Source organism: Pseudomonas sp. RC10-4-2, assembly GCF_050433085.1.
Taxonomy (GTDB): domain Bacteria; phylum Pseudomonadota; class Gammaproteobacteria; order Pseudomonadales; family Pseudomonadaceae; genus Pseudomonas; species Pseudomonas aeruginosa.
The window spans coordinates 343,224-362,637 of the sequence record NZ_JBNPXX010000003.1 but is presented as its reverse complement, the minus strand read 5'-3'; the positions used below and the strand labels follow the sequence as shown (position 1 = coordinate 362,637).

At 61.9% G+C, this 19,414-nt stretch carries 15 protein-coding genes; 7 read left to right on the top strand and 8 right to left on the bottom strand.

Annotated elements, in window-relative coordinates; genetic code table 11:
- The first annotated feature begins 45 nt into the window (after positions 1–45).
- Both FHW81_RS17140 and FHW81_RS17135 read left to right on the top strand, forming a co-directional pair.
- The gene (locus FHW81_RS17140) at positions 46–369 is read left to right on the top strand and encodes a DUF485 domain-containing protein (protein WP_003089157.1); all 324 of its coding nucleotides are present in this window, start codon (positions 46–48) and stop codon (positions 367–369) included.
- Positions 366–2,024, top strand: a complete 1,659-nt coding sequence (locus FHW81_RS17135) for a cation acetate symporter (protein ID WP_003158805.1) — start codon at positions 366–368, stop codon at positions 2,022–2,024. Before FHW81_RS17140 ends, FHW81_RS17135 begins: the two co-directional genes overlap by 4 nt.
- A gap of 303 nt (positions 2,025–2,327) precedes the next feature.
- Here FHW81_RS17135 and FHW81_RS17130 read toward each other — a convergent pair whose 3' ends face one another.
- The 8 genes from FHW81_RS17130 to FHW81_RS17095 form a co-directional block, all read right to left on the bottom strand.
- Positions 2,328–3,248, bottom strand: a complete 921-nt coding sequence (locus FHW81_RS17130) for an NAD(P)-dependent oxidoreductase (protein ID WP_003122778.1) — start codon at positions 3,246–3,248, stop codon at positions 2,328–2,330.
- A gap of 88 nt (positions 3,249–3,336) precedes the next feature.
- Positions 3,337–4,590, bottom strand: coding sequence for an aspartate aminotransferase family protein (locus tag FHW81_RS17125; protein WP_003089166.1), 1,254 nt, complete (start codon positions 4,588–4,590; stop codon positions 3,337–3,339).
- A gap of 45 nt (positions 4,591–4,635) precedes the next feature.
- Positions 4,636–6,060: a gamma-aminobutyraldehyde dehydrogenase gene (locus tag FHW81_RS17120; protein WP_021205588.1), complete on the bottom strand. Its 1,425-nt coding sequence runs from the start codon at positions 6,058–6,060 to the stop codon at positions 4,636–4,638.
- A 78-nt stretch (positions 6,061–6,138) separates the two neighbouring features.
- A complete protein-coding gene (locus tag FHW81_RS17115) occupies positions 6,139–7,470 on the bottom strand; it encodes an APC family permease (RefSeq protein ID WP_023105329.1) in 1,332 nt (443 codons plus the stop codon).
- Positions 7,471–7,482: 12 nt separating this feature from the next.
- On the bottom strand, positions 7,483–8,640 hold the full coding sequence (locus FHW81_RS17110) for an iron-containing alcohol dehydrogenase (RefSeq protein ID WP_003144185.1): 1,158 nt from the start codon (positions 8,638–8,640) through the stop codon (positions 7,483–7,485).
- A gap of 230 nt (positions 8,641–8,870) precedes the next feature.
- Positions 8,871–9,746, bottom strand: a complete 876-nt coding sequence (locus FHW81_RS17105) for an alpha/beta fold hydrolase (RefSeq protein WP_004349746.1) — start codon at positions 9,744–9,746, stop codon at positions 8,871–8,873.
- Positions 9,743–11,269, bottom strand: coding sequence for a flavin-containing monooxygenase (locus FHW81_RS17100; protein ID WP_004349748.1), 1,527 nt, complete (start codon positions 11,267–11,269; stop codon positions 9,743–9,745). The genes FHW81_RS17105 and FHW81_RS17100 overlap by 4 nt, the downstream gene beginning before the upstream one ends.
- A gap of 383 nt (positions 11,270–11,652) precedes the next feature.
- On the bottom strand, positions 11,653–12,234 hold the full coding sequence (locus FHW81_RS17095) for a TetR/AcrR family transcriptional regulator (protein ID WP_003122773.1): 582 nt from the start codon (positions 12,232–12,234) through the stop codon (positions 11,653–11,655).
- A 448-nt stretch (positions 12,235–12,682) separates the two neighbouring features.
- Between FHW81_RS17095 and FHW81_RS17090 the strand changes: the two genes are divergently transcribed.
- From FHW81_RS17090 to FHW81_RS17070, 5 genes are all read left to right on the top strand, one after another.
- A complete protein-coding gene (locus FHW81_RS17090; RefSeq protein ID WP_003158799.1) occupies positions 12,683–13,570 on the top strand; it encodes a phytanoyl-CoA dioxygenase family protein in 888 nt (295 codons plus the stop codon).
- A gap of 61 nt (positions 13,571–13,631) precedes the next feature.
- Positions 13,632–14,999: an NAD(P)/FAD-dependent oxidoreductase gene (locus tag FHW81_RS17085; protein WP_003122771.1), complete on the top strand. Its 1,368-nt coding sequence runs from the start codon at positions 13,632–13,634 to the stop codon at positions 14,997–14,999.
- A gap of 110 nt (positions 15,000–15,109) precedes the next feature.
- Positions 15,110–15,757, top strand: coding sequence for a hypothetical protein (locus FHW81_RS17080; RefSeq protein ID WP_031635453.1), 648 nt, complete (start codon positions 15,110–15,112; stop codon positions 15,755–15,757).
- A gap of 555 nt (positions 15,758–16,312) precedes the next feature.
- Positions 16,313–17,737, top strand: a complete 1,425-nt coding sequence (locus FHW81_RS17075; protein WP_060774236.1) for a DUF1329 domain-containing protein — start codon at positions 16,313–16,315, stop codon at positions 17,735–17,737.
- A gap of 23 nt (positions 17,738–17,760) precedes the next feature.
- Positions 17,761–19,407 (top strand): DUF1302 domain-containing protein, encoded by a 1,647-nt coding sequence (locus tag FHW81_RS17070; RefSeq protein ID WP_003089183.1) that lies wholly within the window; start codon positions 17,761–17,763, stop codon positions 19,405–19,407.
- The last annotated feature ends 7 nt before the right edge of the window (positions 19,408–19,414 follow it).

Below are 19,414 nucleotides of genomic sequence, written 5' to 3'. Positions count from 1 at the left end.
CACCCGCATATTCCATAACAATAACTAGGTTGCCCGAGGTGTCCCATGTCCAGCCTGCTATACGCGCGTATCCGCGCCAGTGCCCGGTTCCAGCAACTGGTGGCGCGCCGAAACCGTTTCACCCTGAGCCTGCTCCTGCTGATCCTGGCCACGTTCCACGGCTACATCGCGCTGGTATCGTTCTGCCCCGAGCTGATTGCCAGGCGTCTGGCGCAGGGCTCGAACATGACCTTCGGCGTCGCGGCCGGCGTGTTCCTGTTCGTGTTTTTCTGTGCCTTGTCGGCGCTCTATGTGTACCGCGCCAACGGCGAATTCGATCGCCTGACCCAGGCTCTGGTCGCTGGGCTGGAAGAGGAGCAGGGCGCATGAAGAAGCTCCTTCCCCTGGCGTTGTCGCTGCACTCCGGCCTGCTGTTGGCCTCGCCCGCGTTGGACGCTGGCCAGCGCCAGCCGCTCAACCTGCATGCCATCGGCATGTTCATGGTGTTCGTGCTGTTCACCCTGTGCATCACCTGGTGGGCGGCGCGACGGACCCATTCGACGGCGGATTTCTATAGCGCCGGTGGCGGTATCCGGGGCTGGCAGAACGGCCTGGCGCTGGCCGGCGACTACATGTCCGCCTCCACGCTGCTGGGAATCACCGCGCTCATCTACAGCTCCGGGATGGATGGCTACATCTATCTCATCGCCTTCTTCGCGGGCTGGCCGGTACTGCTGCTATTGATGACCGAGCGGCTGCGCAACCTGGGCCGCTTCACCTTCGCCGACATCACCTCGTACCGTCTCGACCAGGGCAAGGTGCGCACCATGGCCGCCATCGGATCGCTGACCGTGGTGTGTTTCTACCTGGTGGCGCAGATGGTCGGGGCCGGGCAGTTGATCAGGCTGCTGTTCGGCCTGGACTACCAGATCGCCCTGGTGATCGTCGGTGCGCTGATGATGCTGTATGTGACCTTCGGCGGTATGGTGGCAACCACCTGGGTGCAGATCGTCAAGGCATTCCTGCTGCTGGTCGGCGGCTCGCTGGTGCTGTTCCTGGCGATGCGCGAATTCGACTTCAGCTATGACAGGCTGGTCAGCCAGGCGATGGATAGCCATGCCCTGGGCGAACGCCTGCTGGCCCCTGGTGGCTTGCTGGCCGACCCGTTGACCGCGCTATCGCTGAGCCTGGGGCTGGTGTTCGGCACCGCCGGGCTGCCGCACATCCTGATGCGTTTCTTCACCGTCGGCGATGCCCGGGAGGCGCGCAAGTCGGTGCTCTACGCCACCGGGTTCATCGGCTACTTCTTCAATGTCATTTTCCTGCTGGGCCTGGCGTCGATCGTGATCGTCAGCCAGCAGCCCCGGTTCTTCGAGGGCGGGGAAGCGGGAGGCAAGCTGCTGGGCGGGGGCAACATGGTGGTCATGCACCTGGCCCAGGCAGTGGGAGGCAACCTGCTGCTGGGCTTCCTCTCCGCCGTGACCTTCGCCACCATCCTGGCCGTGGTGTCAGGCCTGGCCCTGGCCGGGGCGTCCGCCATCGCCCATGACCTGTATGCGCGGGTGATCATGAAGGGCGCGGCCAGCGAGGCGCAGGAGCTGCGGGTAACCAAGCTGGCAACCCTGGGCCTTGGCTTGGTGGCGATAGCCCTGGGCATCGTGTTCGAGAACATCAACGTGGCCTTCATGGTCGCCCTGGCCTTTGGCATCGCCGCTTCGGCCAACTTCCCGGTGCTGTTCCTGTCGATGTTCTGGTCGGGGCTGACCACCCGTGGCGCGTTGGCCGGTGGCTACGTCGGGTTGTTCAGCGCCATGGGCTTCGTGGTTTTCTCCAGGCTGGTGTGGGTGGATGTGTTGCACTTCGCCGAGCCGCTGTTCCCCTATACCCAGCCTGCGCTGTTCTCCATGCCGTTGGCGTTCCTGGTGGCGTATGGCGTTTCCCGCCTGGACCGGACCAAGCGGGCCATGGCGGAAAGGGCAGCCTTCGCCGACCAATACGTACGAGGCCAGACCGGCCTTGGCGCCAGCGGAGCCATAGACCACTGAGGCGCACACGGTCGCTGTCGAACGGGTGGCAGCGACCGCATGGCAGGCTTTGAGGCTGTCTGTCGCCCGAGGCCTGGCTAGTGCCCCCGGAAGATGTCTCCGATACCGACGGTGGGGTAGTGCTCCATGCGCTGAGCCGTCCCGCGGTTGACGACGGAAGGCTTCGAAAACAGTGCACTCAGGAAGATGACCAGTACAAGGACAGCCAGTAGAAAACCGAATCGGCGCATATGATTCTCCAGCGATTTTTTATAGTTGTTGTCTTCGGGCGCTATCCACGAGGACCTTAGAAGCGCAGCGCAGTCACTGTCCCGCCGCGCTTGCGGTGTCGCATTCGCGGGCGAACAGGCGGGTGACGGCTACGATGTCCTGGTCGCCATAGCCCATGGCTGCCGCGCGTTGCACGGCCTGGCACAGCGCGTCGAAGACCGGCGTCCAGGCCCCTTGTGCGTGCAGGGCTCCGGCGATATGGGCGAAGGCCTGGGCATGCACATCGAGCCTCGCCTGATCGCCTGCGAAATCCTGCGCTTCCAGCCGACGGACCGCTTCCTCGAGTGCATCGGCGACGAAAAAGCGCGACGTGTCGAGCATGAGCCGAGCGGTCTTCGAAGGCGGCAGGCCGAAGTGGACACCAGCCCCCACGGCCTCGAAGAAAGCCACCATCGCGGCAAACGCATGCGCGTGGAGCACGGTGGCGAAGGCCAATGCTTCGTCCCAGGGGAGGAACGTCGTATGACCGGCAAGCCCCTCAAGCAGCGCCCGATGCCGTTCGAAGGCCTCAGGATCACCGGTATGAATGCTGTGGCTTTCGCGACGACCAACGTTGCGCGGGTAGGCCACGATCATCCCTTTGACGTAATGGCCGCCCGCGCGGTTGACGAGACTCTGAAGCGCCAGGCCCTCGTCCCGGGCGTTGGTCGTGTAATCGACGATCGTACGGTTGGCCAGCGCCTGCATCACACCTGGCATCCCGAGCACCTCGTGGGTCGCCTGGTTGTCCAGGAGCACGAAGATCGTGGCCGGGCTTGCAGCCAGCGCGGCTTCGGCGCTCTCGCACAGGTGAGCGCCAGCGGCGACGAGCGCCGCGGCCTTGCCGGGCGAGCGGTTCCAGATCGCCACGCGCCTGCCTTGCCTGAGCAACGCTTGGGCCATGATGGTTCCCATGGCTCCGAGCCCGATCACGGACACTTCGAACTCGAAGCTTTCATCATTGTGTTCACGCACGCTCGAGGTCTCCTGATTATTGTTCTGGCTGATGTCCAACAGGTCTCCGGCCTGCGCTTCAACACAGGCCGAAGGGTGACCCTGGCAGCTATTCTCCCAGCGCTGCCGCGACCGATTCGCCGAAGGCCCTGAGGCCGTCTTCGAGTTGGTCGGTCGGAGTGTTCAGCGGTGGCATCAGCTTGATGATTTCGCCATTCGGGCCGCAGCGGTCGACCAGCACGCCCGCTTGCAGCACGCGCTGCTGGGCGTCCTTGGCGACCTCGACGTTGCCGCGGCCGAAATCGATGCCGGCGATCATGCCGCGACAACGCGCGGACGCGACGCCTGGAATTTCCGCAAAGCCGGCAACTGCGCGCTCCATGGCCGCGCAGTTGTCGGCCAGCAATTTCAGGAACTGCTCATCGTGCCAATAGCTGAGCGCGATGCGGGCGGTCAGGAACGCCAACTGGTTGCCGCGGAAGGTGCCGATGTGATCGCCCGGTTGCCATACATCCAGCCCGGCACGAAGCAACACGATCGCCATCGGCAGGCCGAAGCCGCCGATCGATTTGGCGCAGGTGATCAGGTCCGGCACCACCCCGGAGCGCTCGAAGCCGAAGAAGTCGCCGGTGCGGCCGCAACCGGCCTGGATCTCGTCGCAGATAAGTAGCACGCCGTGGTCGGTGGTCCACTTGCGCAAGCGTTGCAGCCATTGGTTGGAAGCCGGGTAGACGCCGGCCTGGATCTGCACCGACTCGACGATCACCGCCGCCGGCAGCTCCGAGCCGCTGCCCTGGTCGTTGGCCAGGCGCTCGAGGAAGCCAATGCTGTCGAATTCGCCATAGGGGCTGTCTTCGTAGGGCACGAACACCACGTCGGTGGAAAGCCCGGGGCCACGGCGAGTGCGGTTGCCGGTGACGGCCAGGGCGCCGGCGGTCATGCCGTGGTAAGCCCCGTAGAACGATACGACCTTGGTACGCCCGGTCGCCTTGCGCGCCAGCTTCAACGCCGCCTCGACGGCGTCGGCACCGGTCGGGCCGGTGAACTGGACCTTGTAGTCCCAGCCGCGTGGCTTGAACAGGTCGCGCTCGATCGCTTCCAGGAACTGGCGCTTGGTGGTGGTGTGCAGGTCGAGGGCGTGGGTCACGCCGTTGGCCGACAGATACGCGATCAGCGCATCGCGCATGCGCGGGTCGTTGTGGCCATAGTTCAGAGCGCCGGCGCCGGCGAAGAAGTCCAGGTATTCGCGGCCATCTTCGCCGCGGATCCTGCTGCCTTGGGCGGTATCGAACACCAGGGGCAAGTCGCGGCAGTACATCCGCACGTTGGACTCGAGCCTTTCGAACGTCTCGATGTTGTTCATGCAAACCTCTTGAAAAATGATCTGGGTAGTCCGGGGTGTGGGCGGTCAGTGCTTGAACATCACGTGGCGCACCACGGTGTAGTCTTCCAGGCCGTACATCGACAGGTCCTTGCCGTAGCCGGACAGCTTGACCCCGCCGTGGGGCATTTCGCTGACCAGCATGAAGTGGGTGTTGACCCAGGTGCAGCCGTATTGCAGGCGGGCGGCCAGGCGATGAGCGCGCCCCACATCGGCGGTCCATACCGAAGACGCCAGGCCGTAATCGGAGTCGTTCGCCCAAGCCAGCGCCTGGGCTTCATCCTCGAACGACGAGACGGTCACCACCGGGCCGAAGATCTCGCGGCGCACCACCTCATCCTCCTGCGTAGCGCCGGCCAGGACCGTTGGCTCGAAGAAGAAGCCGGCACCCTCGGCGCGCTTGCCGCCGGTGACCACTTCGATGTGCGGCAACTCCCTGGCCCGGTTCACGAACCCCTCGACACGCTCCAGATGCTCCTTGGTGATCAGCGGTCCCATCTCGGTCGCCGGATCGTCCGGCAGCCCGCACCGGATGTTGGATACGGCCTCGCCGAGCTTGCGAACGAACTCCTGGTAGACCCCTTTCTGCACATAGAGGCGGCACGCGGCGGTACAGTCCTGGCCGGCGTTGTAGAAGCCGAAGGCGCGGATGCCTTCGACGGCGGCATCGATGTCGGCATCGTCGAAGATCAGTACAGGAGCCTTGCCCCCCAACTCCATGTGCATGCGTTTCACGCTCTCGGCCGTACCTTCGATGATCCGGCTGCCGGTGCGCACGGAGCCGGTCAGCGACACCATGCGCACCTGGGCATGGCTGGTCAGCGGCTCACCCACCGAGGCACCTCGACCGTGGACGATGTTGACCACGCCGGCGGGGAAGATCTCGGCAAGCAGCTCGCCCAGTTTCAAGGTACTCAGCGGCGTGTGCTCCGACGGTTTCAGCACCACGGTGTTTCCGCCGGCCAATGCCGGGCCGAGTTTCCACGCTGCCATCAACAACGGATAGTTCCACGGCGCGATGGAGGCGACCACGCCCACCGCGTCGCGGCGGATCATCGAGGTATGCCCCGCGACGTACTCTCCCGCCGCCGAGCCCTGCAGGCAGCGCACGGCGCCGGCGAAGAAACGGAACACGTCCGATACGGCGGGCAGTTCGTCCAGCAGCACGGCGTTGAAAGGCTTGCCGCAGTTGTCCGCCTCCAGGCGAGCGAACACGTGCGCCTGGGCATCGATGCGCTCGGCAAGCTTGAGCAGCAGGGCCGCGCGATCCTTGGGCGGCGTTTGCGACCAGGCGTCGAAGGCCGCATCCGCGCTCTGCACCGCGGCATGGACCTGGGCGCCGCTGGCCTCGGTAATTCGCACCAGGACGTTGCCCTGGGACGGGTTGTACACCGCGTGGCTCTCGCCTTCGCCGGCCACCAGGGCACCATTGATCAGAAGTTTGGTTTGCATATCGATTCTCGCCATTGAAGGGCAGGCTCGAAGCCGGCCTTGTGGTTGTTGTCAGAGCGTTCGATAGAAGGGTGGTCACTACGCCAGCGCGTCGGGCACCGGGTTGCGGAAGAAGCTGGTCCGGCAAGCGAGATAGACCGCCCCCAGGCCCAGCCAGCTACAGCCCATGATCAGCGCGTCTTTATCCAGGCTGACCAGCATCCACCCGGCCGTGACCAGGCCAACGAGCGGGCAGAGCACCCCGCGCAACAAGCCCGCCCCGTCTCCGAGGCGGGTATCGAAGGAGAGCCGCAACGCGCAAAGGTTGACTGCGCTGAAGGCGAGAAACGCGCCGAAATTGACCAGGGACGTCGCGGTGGCGATCGTCAGGGCAAAACCCGCGCAGCCGAAAATGCCGCAGAGCAGAATGTTGAAGGCCGGGGTCTTGTAGCGAGGATGCAGGACACCGAACAGCTTGCGCGGCAGTTGGTTGTCCCGCCCCAGGGCGTACAGCAGCCGGCCCACGCTGGCCTGGAACGACATGCCTGCGGCGAAGTGGGCGATGATGATCCCCGCCAGGACCACGGCGAAGAACAGGTCGCCGCCGATCATGCGGGCGATCTCGAAGGCGGCGCCGTCCACATGCTCGAAGGCGGGGGAGGGGTGCGCCAGGTACATGAAGTACGACGAGCCGACGTAGACCGAGCCGCCGGTCAATGCGACCAGCAGGATCGCGCGCGGCAGTGTCCGGCCCGGGTCGCGGGTCTCCTCGCTGAGCGTGGACAGCGCGTCGAAGCCCAGGAACGAGTACGCGGCAATGGCGGCGCCGGCCATGCTGGTGGCGAAGGACACGTCCGGGTTGAAGAACGGCTTGGCCGACAGCAGCCCGCCAGGGCCGTTGGCCGCGACGATGTAGTGCACGCACAGGCTGATGAACACGACGATGATGGCCAGTTGCGCGACCATCAACAGCACGTTGAAGCGGTTGGCGACCTGGATGCCCAGGATATTAAGCAGCGAGGTGGAGACGATGAAGCCGATGATCCACACCCATTGCGGCACCTCTGGAAAGGCCATGTTGAGGTAGCTGGCGCCGAGCAGCCAGATCAGCATCGGGATGAAGAAGTAATCGAGCAGGGCGGCCCAGCCCACCATGAAGCCGAGGTTCGCGCTCAGCATCTTGCGGGTATAGGTGTAGGCCGAACCGGCGACCGGGAACACCCTGACCAGCCGGCCATAGCTCAAGGCCGTGAACACCACGCCGATTGCCGCGATCAGGTAGGCCATCGCAGTGGTGTTGCCGCTGGCCTGCGTGATCACGCCATAGGTGCCGAACACGATCAACGGAGCGAGGAACGCCAGACCGAACAGCAGAACGGAAAACGGACCCAGCGTGCGCTTCAATGAAGCGCCGGCGATTGATTCGCTCATGACGGGCCTCCTTCACGCTACGTAGTGGTAAGCGGCGGCGACGATTTCACGGTAGGTCTCCACCGTCATTTGCTTGGCATTGCTGCCGTCGGAGAAATTCTTCTTCGACTTTTCGGCGATGCTCAGGAAGTCTTCCTCGCGCACGCCTTTCACCTCGGCGAAGCGGGGGATGCCCAGGTCCTTGCTCATCTGGAACAGGTAGCCAACGGCGGCCTCGGCGGCCTCGGCCGGCGAGAGGTTGGGGTCGATACCCAATGCGTAGGCGACCTGCGCGTGGCGGGTGATGTCGGCGTCGCGGTTATGGCCGAACACGAAGGGCAGGAAGATCGCGTTGCCCACGCCGTGTGGCGTGTCGTACATGCCACCGATGGCTTCGGAAATGCAGTGCACGCTGCCGACGTCCGCGTTACCGAAGGCCATGCCGGCGATCAGGCTGGCCACCAGCATTTGCTCGCGTGCATGCAGGTTGCCCGGCTCCAGTACGGCGGGCCTGAGGTATTGGCTGATCAGGCGGATGGCATGCAGCGCCAGCCCGTCGCTGATCGGATTCGACACACGGCAGGTGTAGGCTTCGATGGCGTGGGTGAGGGCATCCATGCCGGTTGCGGCGGCAATCGATGCAGGCAGCGTGTCGAGAATGCGGGAGTCGAGCAATGCCAGAACGGGGCCCACCCGGTAGTCCTGGACGCTCATCTTGAAATGCCGGGCGGTATCGGTGATCACCGAGAAACAGGTCACTTCGCTGCCGGTTCCGGCGGTGGTCGGGATGGCGACGATAGGCGGGATGGCGTGCCTGAGGGTGAAAGAGCCCTCGTAGTCTTCGATCCGACCCTCGTGGGTCAGCAGCAGGCTGATCGCCTTGGCCGCGTCCATCGCGCTGCCGCCGCCGATGGCCAGCAGGCCTTGGATACCTTTGCCGCGATACAGCTGCGCCGCCTGGTTGATGTCTTCGCTGCGAGGGTTTGCCTTGACCTCCGATATCTCGTCGAACGCGATCTCCCACTCATTCAGGCTGGCATACACGCCATTCAACAGGCCTGCGGCCTTTACCCCGGCGTCCGTCACGATCAGCACATGCGCCATGCCGAGTTCCCGCAGGTATTCGCCGGTGCGCTCACGCAGGTCGGGTCCCATCACGACTTTGGCGGGGAGTAAGAACTTGAATTCCATACGTACCTCTTGCTCGATTTTTGTCGTTGTTGAACGGCAGTGGAGGAATTCACGCGCAGGGCGAACCAACGGCTCCGGCGTGTGATGCATGGCTCTGCGGTCGAGAATCAACCGGGAACCTTTTTGTCTTATGTGGGCCTGGATAAGCACGAACTTCGAAAAGCCCCATGCAAGTCCCGAGGTGTAAAAAGAGGGGCGGCACCCACCCGCCCCTGAAGGGATGTTCCGTACTAATGCATTTGGCCTGCGAGCAGGGAAAGCAGCGTTCCTGTCAGGCAGGCGGGGAAGTCATGCCCCATTCCCGGCAACAGCACCAAGCGTGCCCTGGGAATGGCCGCCGCCGTGGCGAAGCCTCCGCTGGTGGCGACCATGAGGTCTTTCTCAGCATGGATGACCAGCGTGTTGCAGCGAATTCGCTGGAGTTCCTGCGTTCGGTCGCCCGAGTTGATGATGGCGCCGATCTGCCTCGCCATCCCGAGGTTGCTCGCTTCCCCGCCGCCTCGCTCCCAGGCTTGCATGGCGTAGTCGCGATGGGCCTGCTCGTCCCATTCCAGCGTCGTACCGACGGAACGCATGATCTCCACATAGTCGCGAACGCTCTCCCGCTGGTTCCGGGGAGGACGCCGGAGAAGCTGCAAGATGGTCTTGAACGCTGGCTGGCCTACTCGCAGCGATCCTGTCGTCGAGAAGATGGACGCCAGGCTCATGACTCGCTGCGGATAACGAGCGGCAAGTGTCTGGGCGATCATGCCGCCCATCGACATCCCTACGACGTGCGCCGCACCCAGACGCAGGCCATCCATGAGGCCGATCACATCGTCGGCCATGTCGCCCAGGTCATACCCCGCAGTCGGTTTGCGGAAGAACTGTTGCAGGGTCGAGGGCGGGGTAACCTCGGTGAAGAAAGACCTGCCCGAGTCACGGTTGTCCAGCGTGATCACGCGCAGGCCCCGCTCGACCAGGCCGGCGATGAGCGCTTCAGGCCAGTAGATCAATTGCAGCCCCAGGCCGACGATGAGGATGACCGCAGGCGCGGTTTCCGGACCGTGGCTGCGATAGCAGAGGCTACGCTTGCCCGGTAGCTCGCAGAACCGATCCGCAGTCATCGCCCGCCGCCCTGAGTCTGAAGCGCCACGCTTCTGTGCAGGTAGGCGTCAGGCACCGTGCTGAACCGGAGGCATTCGTCGGCGACCTTCCCTCGGCGCAAAAGCTTGATGTCACGGAAGTAATCCATCGACATCACCCAGGGCTCACGAGGCCCCTGGCGCGGCATGCTATCCAATGCCCGCTGGACATATCCGGCCCCGAAATCCAGCAGGGGACGGGTTTCGACACCATCCGGCGCCTTCGGCTCGCAGACGTTATGGCCCTGGCTGTCCATGAAGCCCAGCAAGCGACAGAAGTGGTCGCACAGCAGGCATACTTTCAGCGTCCAGGATGAGTTGGTATAGCCCACCGCAAAGGCAAAATTGGGTACGCCGGAAAGCATCGTGCCCTTGTACGCCAGCGTCTGGCTCAACACTACCGGCTCGCCATCCTTGTGCAGGGCGATACCGCCGAACAACTGCACGTTCAGACCGGTGGCCGTGATGATGATATCGGCCTTCAGTTCCGTGCCGGACTTGAGCAAGACACCGGACTCGGTAAAGCGCTCGATATGGTCGGTAACGACCGAGGCTTTACCTGCACTGATGGCCTTGAAAAGATCGCCTTCGGGAACCGAGCACAAGCGTTGGTCCCAGGGCTTGTAGGGCGGGTTGAAATGAACGTCGACCGGATAGCCCTTCGGTAATTCTCTACGGGTCAGCCATATGAGCAGCTTGCGGGCGAGCCCGGGGAAGCGCTGGCAGAATCGCCAGAAGACCAGGGTGATCTTGGCATTCTTGTAGCGCGTCAGTGAGTAGGCGGTTTGCGCCGGCAGAATCTTGCGAAGAAAAGCGGCAACGGAATCGTTGGCGGGCTGGTTGACGATATAGGAGGGCGTCCGCTGCAACATGGTGATGCTGGCGACCTCGTCGGCCATGGCGGGAATCAGGGTCACCGCCGTTGCGCCGCTGCCGATGACCACCACATGCTTGCCCCGATAGTCCAAGCGCTCGGGCCAGTGTTGCGGGTGGATGATTTGCCCCTTGAACTGCTCCGCGCCCTCGAAGCGTGGGCTGAAGCCTTGGTCATAACGGTAGTAGCCGCCTGCGCTGAACAGCCAGCGGCATTCGATGGTGCGGGTTTCTGCCGTGTGGCCGTCCTCGACGCATACTGCCCACAGCCCTTTGTCGCTCTGCCAATTCGCCGAGACCACTTTCTGCCGGTACTGGATGAAAGGGTCCAACTGGTATTCAGCGACGGCTTCTCGCAGGTATTCGAGAATGTCGGCGGCATCCGCCAGAGATTTCGCCTTGGTCCAAGGCTTGAAGTCGAAGCCGAAGGTGTACAGGTCCGAGTCGGAGCGTATGCCGGGATAGCGGAACAGGTCCCAGGTGCCGCCCATTCGCTCCCGGGACTCGAGAATCGCAAACACCTTGTGCGGCTGGTGACGTCGAAGGTAAGCCGCAGCGCCGATGCCAGACACACCGGCTCCTATGATCAGAACATCGAGCGGCTCAATTGGAAGAGCAGTGTGAGAGGACATGTCGCCTCCTATTGTTGTGTTATAGAGACTTGATCTTTTGACTTGATCGTTTGACCAGAATAGGCGCGAGCGAGTTGCTGGTACAAGGTGCGAAATGCACCAGGTTTCCATCGGTTTGGGTTTATTTGCACCTAGGTGCCGCAGCCAGTTCCCGCCAGGCCATGGCGGAAGGCCTGTTGCATGGACGAGAAGCGCACAGTCAACTTGCAGGACTATGAGGGGGAAGGACCGGCGAGATAGCCGCCCAGGATTCCGCTGGAAGCGGAGGCGGGGAGAGGAGAACTAGAAGAGGCGCCGCACCTGAACTGGCAAGAGGCCCGAAGAGCAGGGGCACGGCGAACCGTGTCACCATGCCCCTCTCTAGAGATGCGCCTTCGAAAAGATCAGAAGCTGGCCACCAACAGCTTCACAGCCTGGCAGGCGGCTTCGGTCTCGGCATTCAGCCGCTCCTGGTCACCATGGGCGGACCAGGCGAGAAGCAAGCCATCGAACAGGTTGATGAGCAAGCGACTGACAGTGGCCAGCGCTTCCTGGTCCAGCACCGAGCCAGCGACCTGTTCAATGGCCTGCTTCGTCGCTTCGACGGAATCGGTGTAGATCTTGCTCGCCATCGCGGGGTTGTTACGCAGATTCCAGAAAAACAGCTCGAACTGCGTAGTCGCCAGTTCCGGATGCGTGGTGAACCACCCGACCAACTGGCGCAATATCTCTGCTACCGAGTCTGCCGCCGTGGCTCCCGCCGTAACATGCAGCAAGGACTGCTGTGGCTTGTCTATCAGGGACTCATAGACCGCGTCGAACAATTCGTCCTTGGTGTGGAAGACATAGTGCAGGGAGGCCAATGGAGAATTCGCCGCGGCCGCGATGCGACGGGTAGTGGCATTCGCCACACCATATTCCGCGATCACCTTCACGGCGGCCTCAATAAAGTCTTGCCTGCGCACTTCGGCGCCCACTCGAGCCATTCAGCTTCTCCTTCTTCGGTGTTGCCGCCAGGCGACTGGTCCGCTGTCGACCGGGACGAATGCTAACGCATGGCCGTCCCCCAATCCATGAGTCGACACGCTTGAGGACCGAGGCAGCGACCCTTTGTCTCTCCAGATGTTTCGCTCCGACCGCCGGCGATGCGTAGCCGAAGCGAAACAGGATCGAGCCTGGGCAATCCGCTATCGCCAGCGCGAACCCGCGTAGAGCCGGATCTTGATTCGGCTGGCCTTTCCTGAGCGCCGAGATGCCACGCAGAATTATTAATCGTTTGACTTGATCACGTGATCATGTCGTATGATCAAACCTCCTTTCCTCGCCAGGCGCAAGGAGAGGGCGGTCTGACCGCATGAGAGTGAACGCTCATGGGCTGAGGTTGATTGCGGAAGCTCTGCAGAACAATGACAACACCACACAGGTAGGCATCAGATGAGTACGCGAAGATTGACGACAGTCAGCTGCGACACCCCGATCGAGCAGGTAGTGGAAATCATCAGGCGTGATGGCGCTGTCGCTATTTGCAACTTCGTCTCGGAAGAAACCTTGAAGTCTCTTACCGAGGACCTGGACAGCTATCTGGGCGTTACCCCCTGCGGCATGGACCCTTACTTCGCCGGCACCCAGACTCGACGTACCGCGCGGATCCTGGCGAAAAGCGACTCCGCCGTGGAAGTGGCACTGAACCCCCTGTTCCTCGAGACGGCAAAGCAGGTATTGCAGACTCCCACCCATGTCTGGGTAGGGAACGATCGGGTCGAGATCACGCCCGATATCCAACTGAGCATGACCCAGGCGATACAGATCGGGCCTGGACAAGGTCTTCAACCCCTGCATCGCGACGATGCCACTTCGCTCTGGCGGCATCCGCAGTATGGTCGCGAGGCTCGCTTGCAGCTCATGCTGGCGATTACCGACTTCACCGAAGAGAACGGCGCGACGCGGGTCATTCCTGGCAGTCATCAATGGGATGACGAACGGATGCCCACCCAGGAAGAAACCATCGGCGCAGAAATGAAGGCAGGCACTGCGCTTCTCTGGCTGGGATCGGTATATCACGGCGGTGGCGCCAACAGATCCGACGCTCCTCGCACAGGCCTGACCATGGCCTATGACCTGGCCTTCCTGCGCCTGGAAGAAAACCACTTCCTTTCCATACCCGTCGAGCGCGTTCGGCAGCTCCCCTCGCAAATGCAGCGTCTGCTGGGGTGGAGTGCCAGTTCCACGCTACTGGGTTGGGTGGAGATCGATGGTCAGATGCGTGACCCGCAAGAGCTGTTGGGCATGCCCTCCTTTTCCGAGGCGGGGAAGGGGTTCTAGCGGCACTGCCATGGATCGGCCCATGAGAGGAACAACGTCCGGCAACCCGGGAGTGATGTGAATGAATGCCTTCAACGGAGCGGCACGCAACAATGCAGAACCCATGAGATTCCGCAGCCTTGGCGGATGGGTGGAGCAGCCAGACGACCTGCAGCCGGCGCTGAAAGGCCACGAGCACGCAGACGTAGTCGTGGTCGGCGCCGGGTTCGCCGGCCTGTCAACGGCGCTGGAACTAAGGGCGCGTGGAGCGAACGTCATCGTTCTGGAACAGCAGTTCGCAGGCTTCGGGGCCAGCGGGCGCAATGCCGGCTATCTGCTCGGCAGTATGGGCATAGAATGCGAGGTTTTCGTCAAGCGAGTGGGGCTTGAGCAGGCACGTAAGTTCGTCGGTTTCTATGACGAGGCCGTCACCTATGTGGAAGAGCGTTTGGCTGCGCTGGACATCGATTGCGATTACACGCCCTCGGGAATCATCCGGGCCGCCGTCCATCCCAGCCAGGAAAAGCGACTGCGAGCGAACATGGAGCTTGGCCACGCGCTGGGCTCTGTCACGCGCTTCGTGGATAGCGCCGAGATGCGCGCGCGAGGCATACCGCCCGCATTCCTGTTTGGCAGCGAGCAGCGTGGCGGCACCTTGAATCCGGGAAAGTACGTCAACGGCCTGCGTCGTGCGGCAATCAAGGCTGGCGTGAAATTGTACGAACGCACGCCGGTGCTTTCCTACTGTGAAGGGCAGGTGATTACCTGCAATACGGCCCAGGGTATCGCCACCGCCCCTGTAATGGTTCTGGCGACCAACGCCTACACGCCTCAGCTGGGAGTGCTACGCAACAAGGTTGCACCGATCCGGGTTTCGGCAATCGAAACCCAGCCACTATCGGCGGAGCAACTGGCGTCCCTGGGTTGGCAAGAGCGTGAAGGCCTCATTACGCCGCACTACACCATGGAAAGTCATCGCCTGACGGCCCATGACACCCTGCTGCTGACCGTGAAGCAATTGGGTTATGCCTACGGCTCGAAGACACCCAATGTTCCGGACCACGCCGCCTACGCCGCGTTGTCGAGAGTGTTGCGCGAGCGTTTTCCTTCCTTGCAGGGCCTTGCCATTCGGCATTGCTGGAGCGGGTATATCAGCGGGGCCTACGACTTCCTCCCCGTGGTCGGGGTGACAGGGGCCAGGCAGAACATCTTCTATACGGCGGGATGTTCAGGGCATGGCCTTGCCACTCAATCGCTCATGGGCGCGCTTTTCGCCGAGCGAATCGGCGGTGGAGAGCCTCCGCTGCTAGCGGCGCTGGAACACAAGACGCCATCCATGCTACCCGAGCCACTTCAATGGTGCGCCATAAAGACGGCCTTTGCGGCCGCCAGGCTACTGGATGCATGGACCGACAAGAAAGTGCGCAAAGACAAAGCCTTGAACGGCTGATAACGATGCGGGGAGTTAATGGGGTTATGCCCGTACTCCCTTGCACCGATTAGACACAAGGCATCGATACAACTCTATCTGAAGGGGCAGTTAACGTGGAACCGAGAGACTTGTTCGCTCTGCTCTCATGTATTCTCCTGGTGATTTCCGGATTGTTTTATGGCGCTGCATTCATCAGGCGGAAAAACTATTTGCTTGGTCTGGAGTTCTTGATCGTAGGTATCTCGGCATCGAACTTCACTACATTCATAGCCACCGGCTGGCAAGCCAACTACAACATCGCGATCTTTCTCGACGCCTTTTCGCGAGGGGTGGGAGTGCCAGTTATCGCTACGCTCGGGCTAATGGCAGTTACCCACGATTACAAACCGTCGCCCGCCAAGGACATCCTCATTTTTGTAGCTGGCTTTGCCGCTACCGGCGTCTATTTCCTGTCTGGAATCATCAAGGGATTCCTCCCTTATTTCTATGTATTCATGTGGTCAGCCTATACCTTGTATCTTTGCTACTTCACCTTGCAACTGGCCCGTGCAGGCGAAGCCCTCCATACTCTGGCCACCATCGCTGGCGGGCTGGCGGGCCTGGTAGTAGCGCTCAGGTATGACTTCTTCCCGATTCCGGGAGACGACACGAAGATGGTCTTCATGACCATGGCCTTCCTGGCTTGGTCCTATTCCATGGTGCAGTTGTACTATGCCTATGGTGCGCTGGAGCGTTCGAACAAGGTATACGGCCAAGCGTTTCCTCGTCCACGCTAAACAATACGGCGCGACAAGTTTTTCTTTCTGATCCGACAACCTGGCAGAACTGTTCTGCTGTAACTCCATGGCAGGCCCTGGCCCTGCCTTTTACCGCCCTTCGGGGCGGTTTTTTTTTGCAGGCATTACATCCGCTATAGTCCCGCTCCGCCGCGGAGCGTGCATTGTCGGATAAAGTTGCTCGATTCATGACCGGTCATATCCGATCGCTCCCTCTGACCCGAGGCGAAACGACAATTAAAAATGCCCGAGCCGATATCTACGAAAGTTCCCCTCAAGCTCTCTTGTGCCCTGTTACCAAGCATCTCCAGGTAACACATGTTTCTTTACTTCCCAAGGTGGTGCACAGGGCACTGGGCCTGGAACAGAACTTTTTCCATAACCGCCTGATTTATAACAATTAAAAAAACATGAAAGAGAACTGGCATATGGTTTGCCTCATGATCGTCCGACATGGTCAATTGATCAGGTCAAATGATCATTATCGACAGGAGCCGACTTCTTCCCTTTGGGAGGTCGAGCAACCGGTCCATGCCCTGTGTGAGGAGCCATCCAATGAAAGATGTAACTGAACGGCTGGAAGGTGAAGCGCCCACCCGTCGTGTTTTCCAGCAGCAGTTGTTCATGACCCTCGCGGTATCGACCGTGCTCTGTTCGGTCCAGGCGGCGCCCCAGGGCCCCGAGGCGCTGGGGTCGAAACTGACCCCCTTGGGCGGGGAGATCGCAGCGAGTGCAAGCGGGGACATTCCTGCCTGGACGCAGCCTGGACAGCAGGACGAGGGATGGAGCTACGGCCAGGTGCGAGGAGAGCACTGGAAGTTCAAGGGCGACAAGCCGCTCTACAGCATCGACGCGAACAATCTCGCGCAACACTCGAGCAAGCTGTCCCCCGGACAGGTCGAGCTGTTCAAGAGGATTCCCGGCTATCGCATGGATGTGTATCCGACCCGTCGGACCTGTAGCGCTCCGGACTTCGTGGTCGAGAACACCCGGCAGAACGTTGGTTTCGCCAAGCTCGATGCTGCCGGCCTCGCTCTGGACGAGGCTCACGTTCCGGGCATCCCGTTCCCCATGCCGAATACCGGTGCCGAGGTGATGTGGAACATGAAGATGCGCTACCGCGGCGTTGGCGTCGAAATTCCCCGGACCATTTCCGGAATTTCTCCACGCAAAGGGGGGGAATGGTTACGTCAGTCGACAGATACCTTCTTCTTCACGCCCTGGGGGAAAAAGGGGAGTGCGCTCTTCTCGTCAGTTGGCCGCCTGGAGAATGCGACCTTCTTCAACTACCTCGAGCCGGCTGCTCTGGCCGGCCAGTCCGCGGTACAGACTGCCGTGGCCGGCGAACAGGCCACGACCTTCTACTACTTCCCCGGCCAGCGCCGCGTGCGGCGAATGCCGTCGTACTCCTACGATGCGCCACAGATCGGCCTGGATAACCAGTACACCGTCGACGAGGCGAACGTCTTCTTCGGCACCATGGACCGTTTCGACTGGAAGCTGATCGGCAAGCAGGAGTTGCTGGTGCCTTACAACGATTTCGGTGCCTACGACACTGGTGCCAAGGTGGAGACGTTTGCCGGCAACGACTCGATCGCGCCGCAGTCGCGTCGCTATGAGCTGCATCGGGTCTGGGTCGTCGAGGCCAATGTCCGTCAAGGCATGCGCCATCAGGCGCCGAAGCGCATGTTCTACATCGACGAGGACAGCTGGAACCCGTTGCTGGCGGTGGACTACGACAAGCAAGGGCAGATCTGGAAAGTGCGCGAAGGGTTCTCGATTCCCGTGTACGAGACAGGCGCCTGCGACGTCCAGGCCCAGGTCCAGTACAACCTGGCGGATGGCCGCTACCTCTTCGACATGACCTCGATCGGTGCGGGCAAGAACGATATTCGCTGGCTCACCGAAGACAACGGCTCCCCCCGCCTGAAGCGTGACTTCTTCACCTCCGACAATCTGCGAGCCATCAGCGAGCGCTAACCGACGCCAGATCGAGAGCCAGCATGAAAAAAATAATTACGAAAGCCTCAGGCCTTGTCATCGCGTGCACAACCCCACTGGCAATGGGATTCACGTTCGAAACCGAAACCCTCAATGGCTCCTTCGACTCCACGATCACCGCAGGCATGGGTCTGCGTACCGAGTCACGGGGCTGCAACCTGATCAACCAGGGACCGACCGGGCACAACGCGCCCTCCGGCTGCCTGGCGCAGAGCTCCGGCGTGGCCGACCAGGGCGACCTGAACTACGACCGCGGCGACATGTTCACCAACTACCTCAAGGGCACCCATGAGCTGTTGCTGAAGATGCCCGAGGACATCACCTTCATGGCGCGCGGCACCTGGATCCGCGACTTCGCTGCCACCGATACCACCGGCACGCTGTCGTTCAACACCCCGGAGAGCGTCGGCAGCAACGGGCTGAGCGACGACGCTCGCGACGACCTCGCGTTCAAGGCCCGCCTGCTGGACCTGTGGGTGAGCAAAGGCTTCGACGTGGGCGGGCAGCGGGTCCGCGCACGCCTGGGCAACCAGGTGATCAACTGGGGCGAAAGCCTGTTCGTGGCCGGTGGCATCAACAATACCAACGCCTACGATTACCAGGCCTTGGCGCGCCCCGGCGTGCAGCTCAAGGAGGCCGTGCTGCCGGCGCCGATGCTCAGTGTCGCGTCGGGTCTGGGCTCGGGTGTCAACGTCGAGGCCTACTATCAATTCCGCTGGAACAAGAGCGAATTGCCGCCGGTAGGCAGCTACTGGTCCACCACCAACGCGCTGGGTGAGGGCAGGGGGGACTATGGATTCTCCGAAAAGGACGCCCGCGACAGCGGCCAGTGGGGCCTTTCGCTGCGCTGGCAGCCGGAGGACAGCGACGTCGCCTATGGCTTCTACGTGATGCGTTATCACGACAAGTTGCCATCGTTGCGTGTCGCCATTCTCGACCCGAACACCTTCGCGGCGGCACCGACCTGGGAGTACCAGGAAGACCGGATGATGTACGGCATCAGTGCCAACATGCCGATCGGTGACTGGGCCGTCGGTACGGAGCTGTCGTACCGGCCGAAGGACTCGGTCATGCTCAACCCGGTCATCGACCTGTGTACCGGCAACGGCGGCAAATGCTGGAAGGACGAGAAGAAATTCCAGTGGCACCTGACCGGCTTGTACAGCTTCACGCCGTCCAATTCCCCGACGCTTCTGGATTTCAGCGGGGCCAGCACGGGCAGCTTGCTGACCGAACTGGTGGTCATCAAGTACCCGGGGCTGCATGACGAGGTCAATGGCGAACCGCTCGCCGCGGGACTCAATGCCTGGCAGCTGGATCCTGCCAGAGCGCCGAAGTCCCGTGGCGACAAGACCTCTTCAGGGATCAACCTGGACTTCAGCCTGACCTATGACGGCACCTTGTTGCCGGGCTGGCAGGTCACGCCGGGCGTCTTCTATGCACGGTCGCTGGGAGGACGGACACCGAACCTCAGCGCAACCTTCACCGAGGACGCGAGCAGCATGAACCTGTACCTGAACTTCGTGCGGAACCCGGCCAGTTGGCAGATTTCCCTCAACTACGCGAAGTTCATGGGCGGTGAGACGCCCTACGACCAGCTTTATCGTGACCGCGATTATGTCGGCATCGCGATCTCCCGCACCTTGTGAGGCTTGC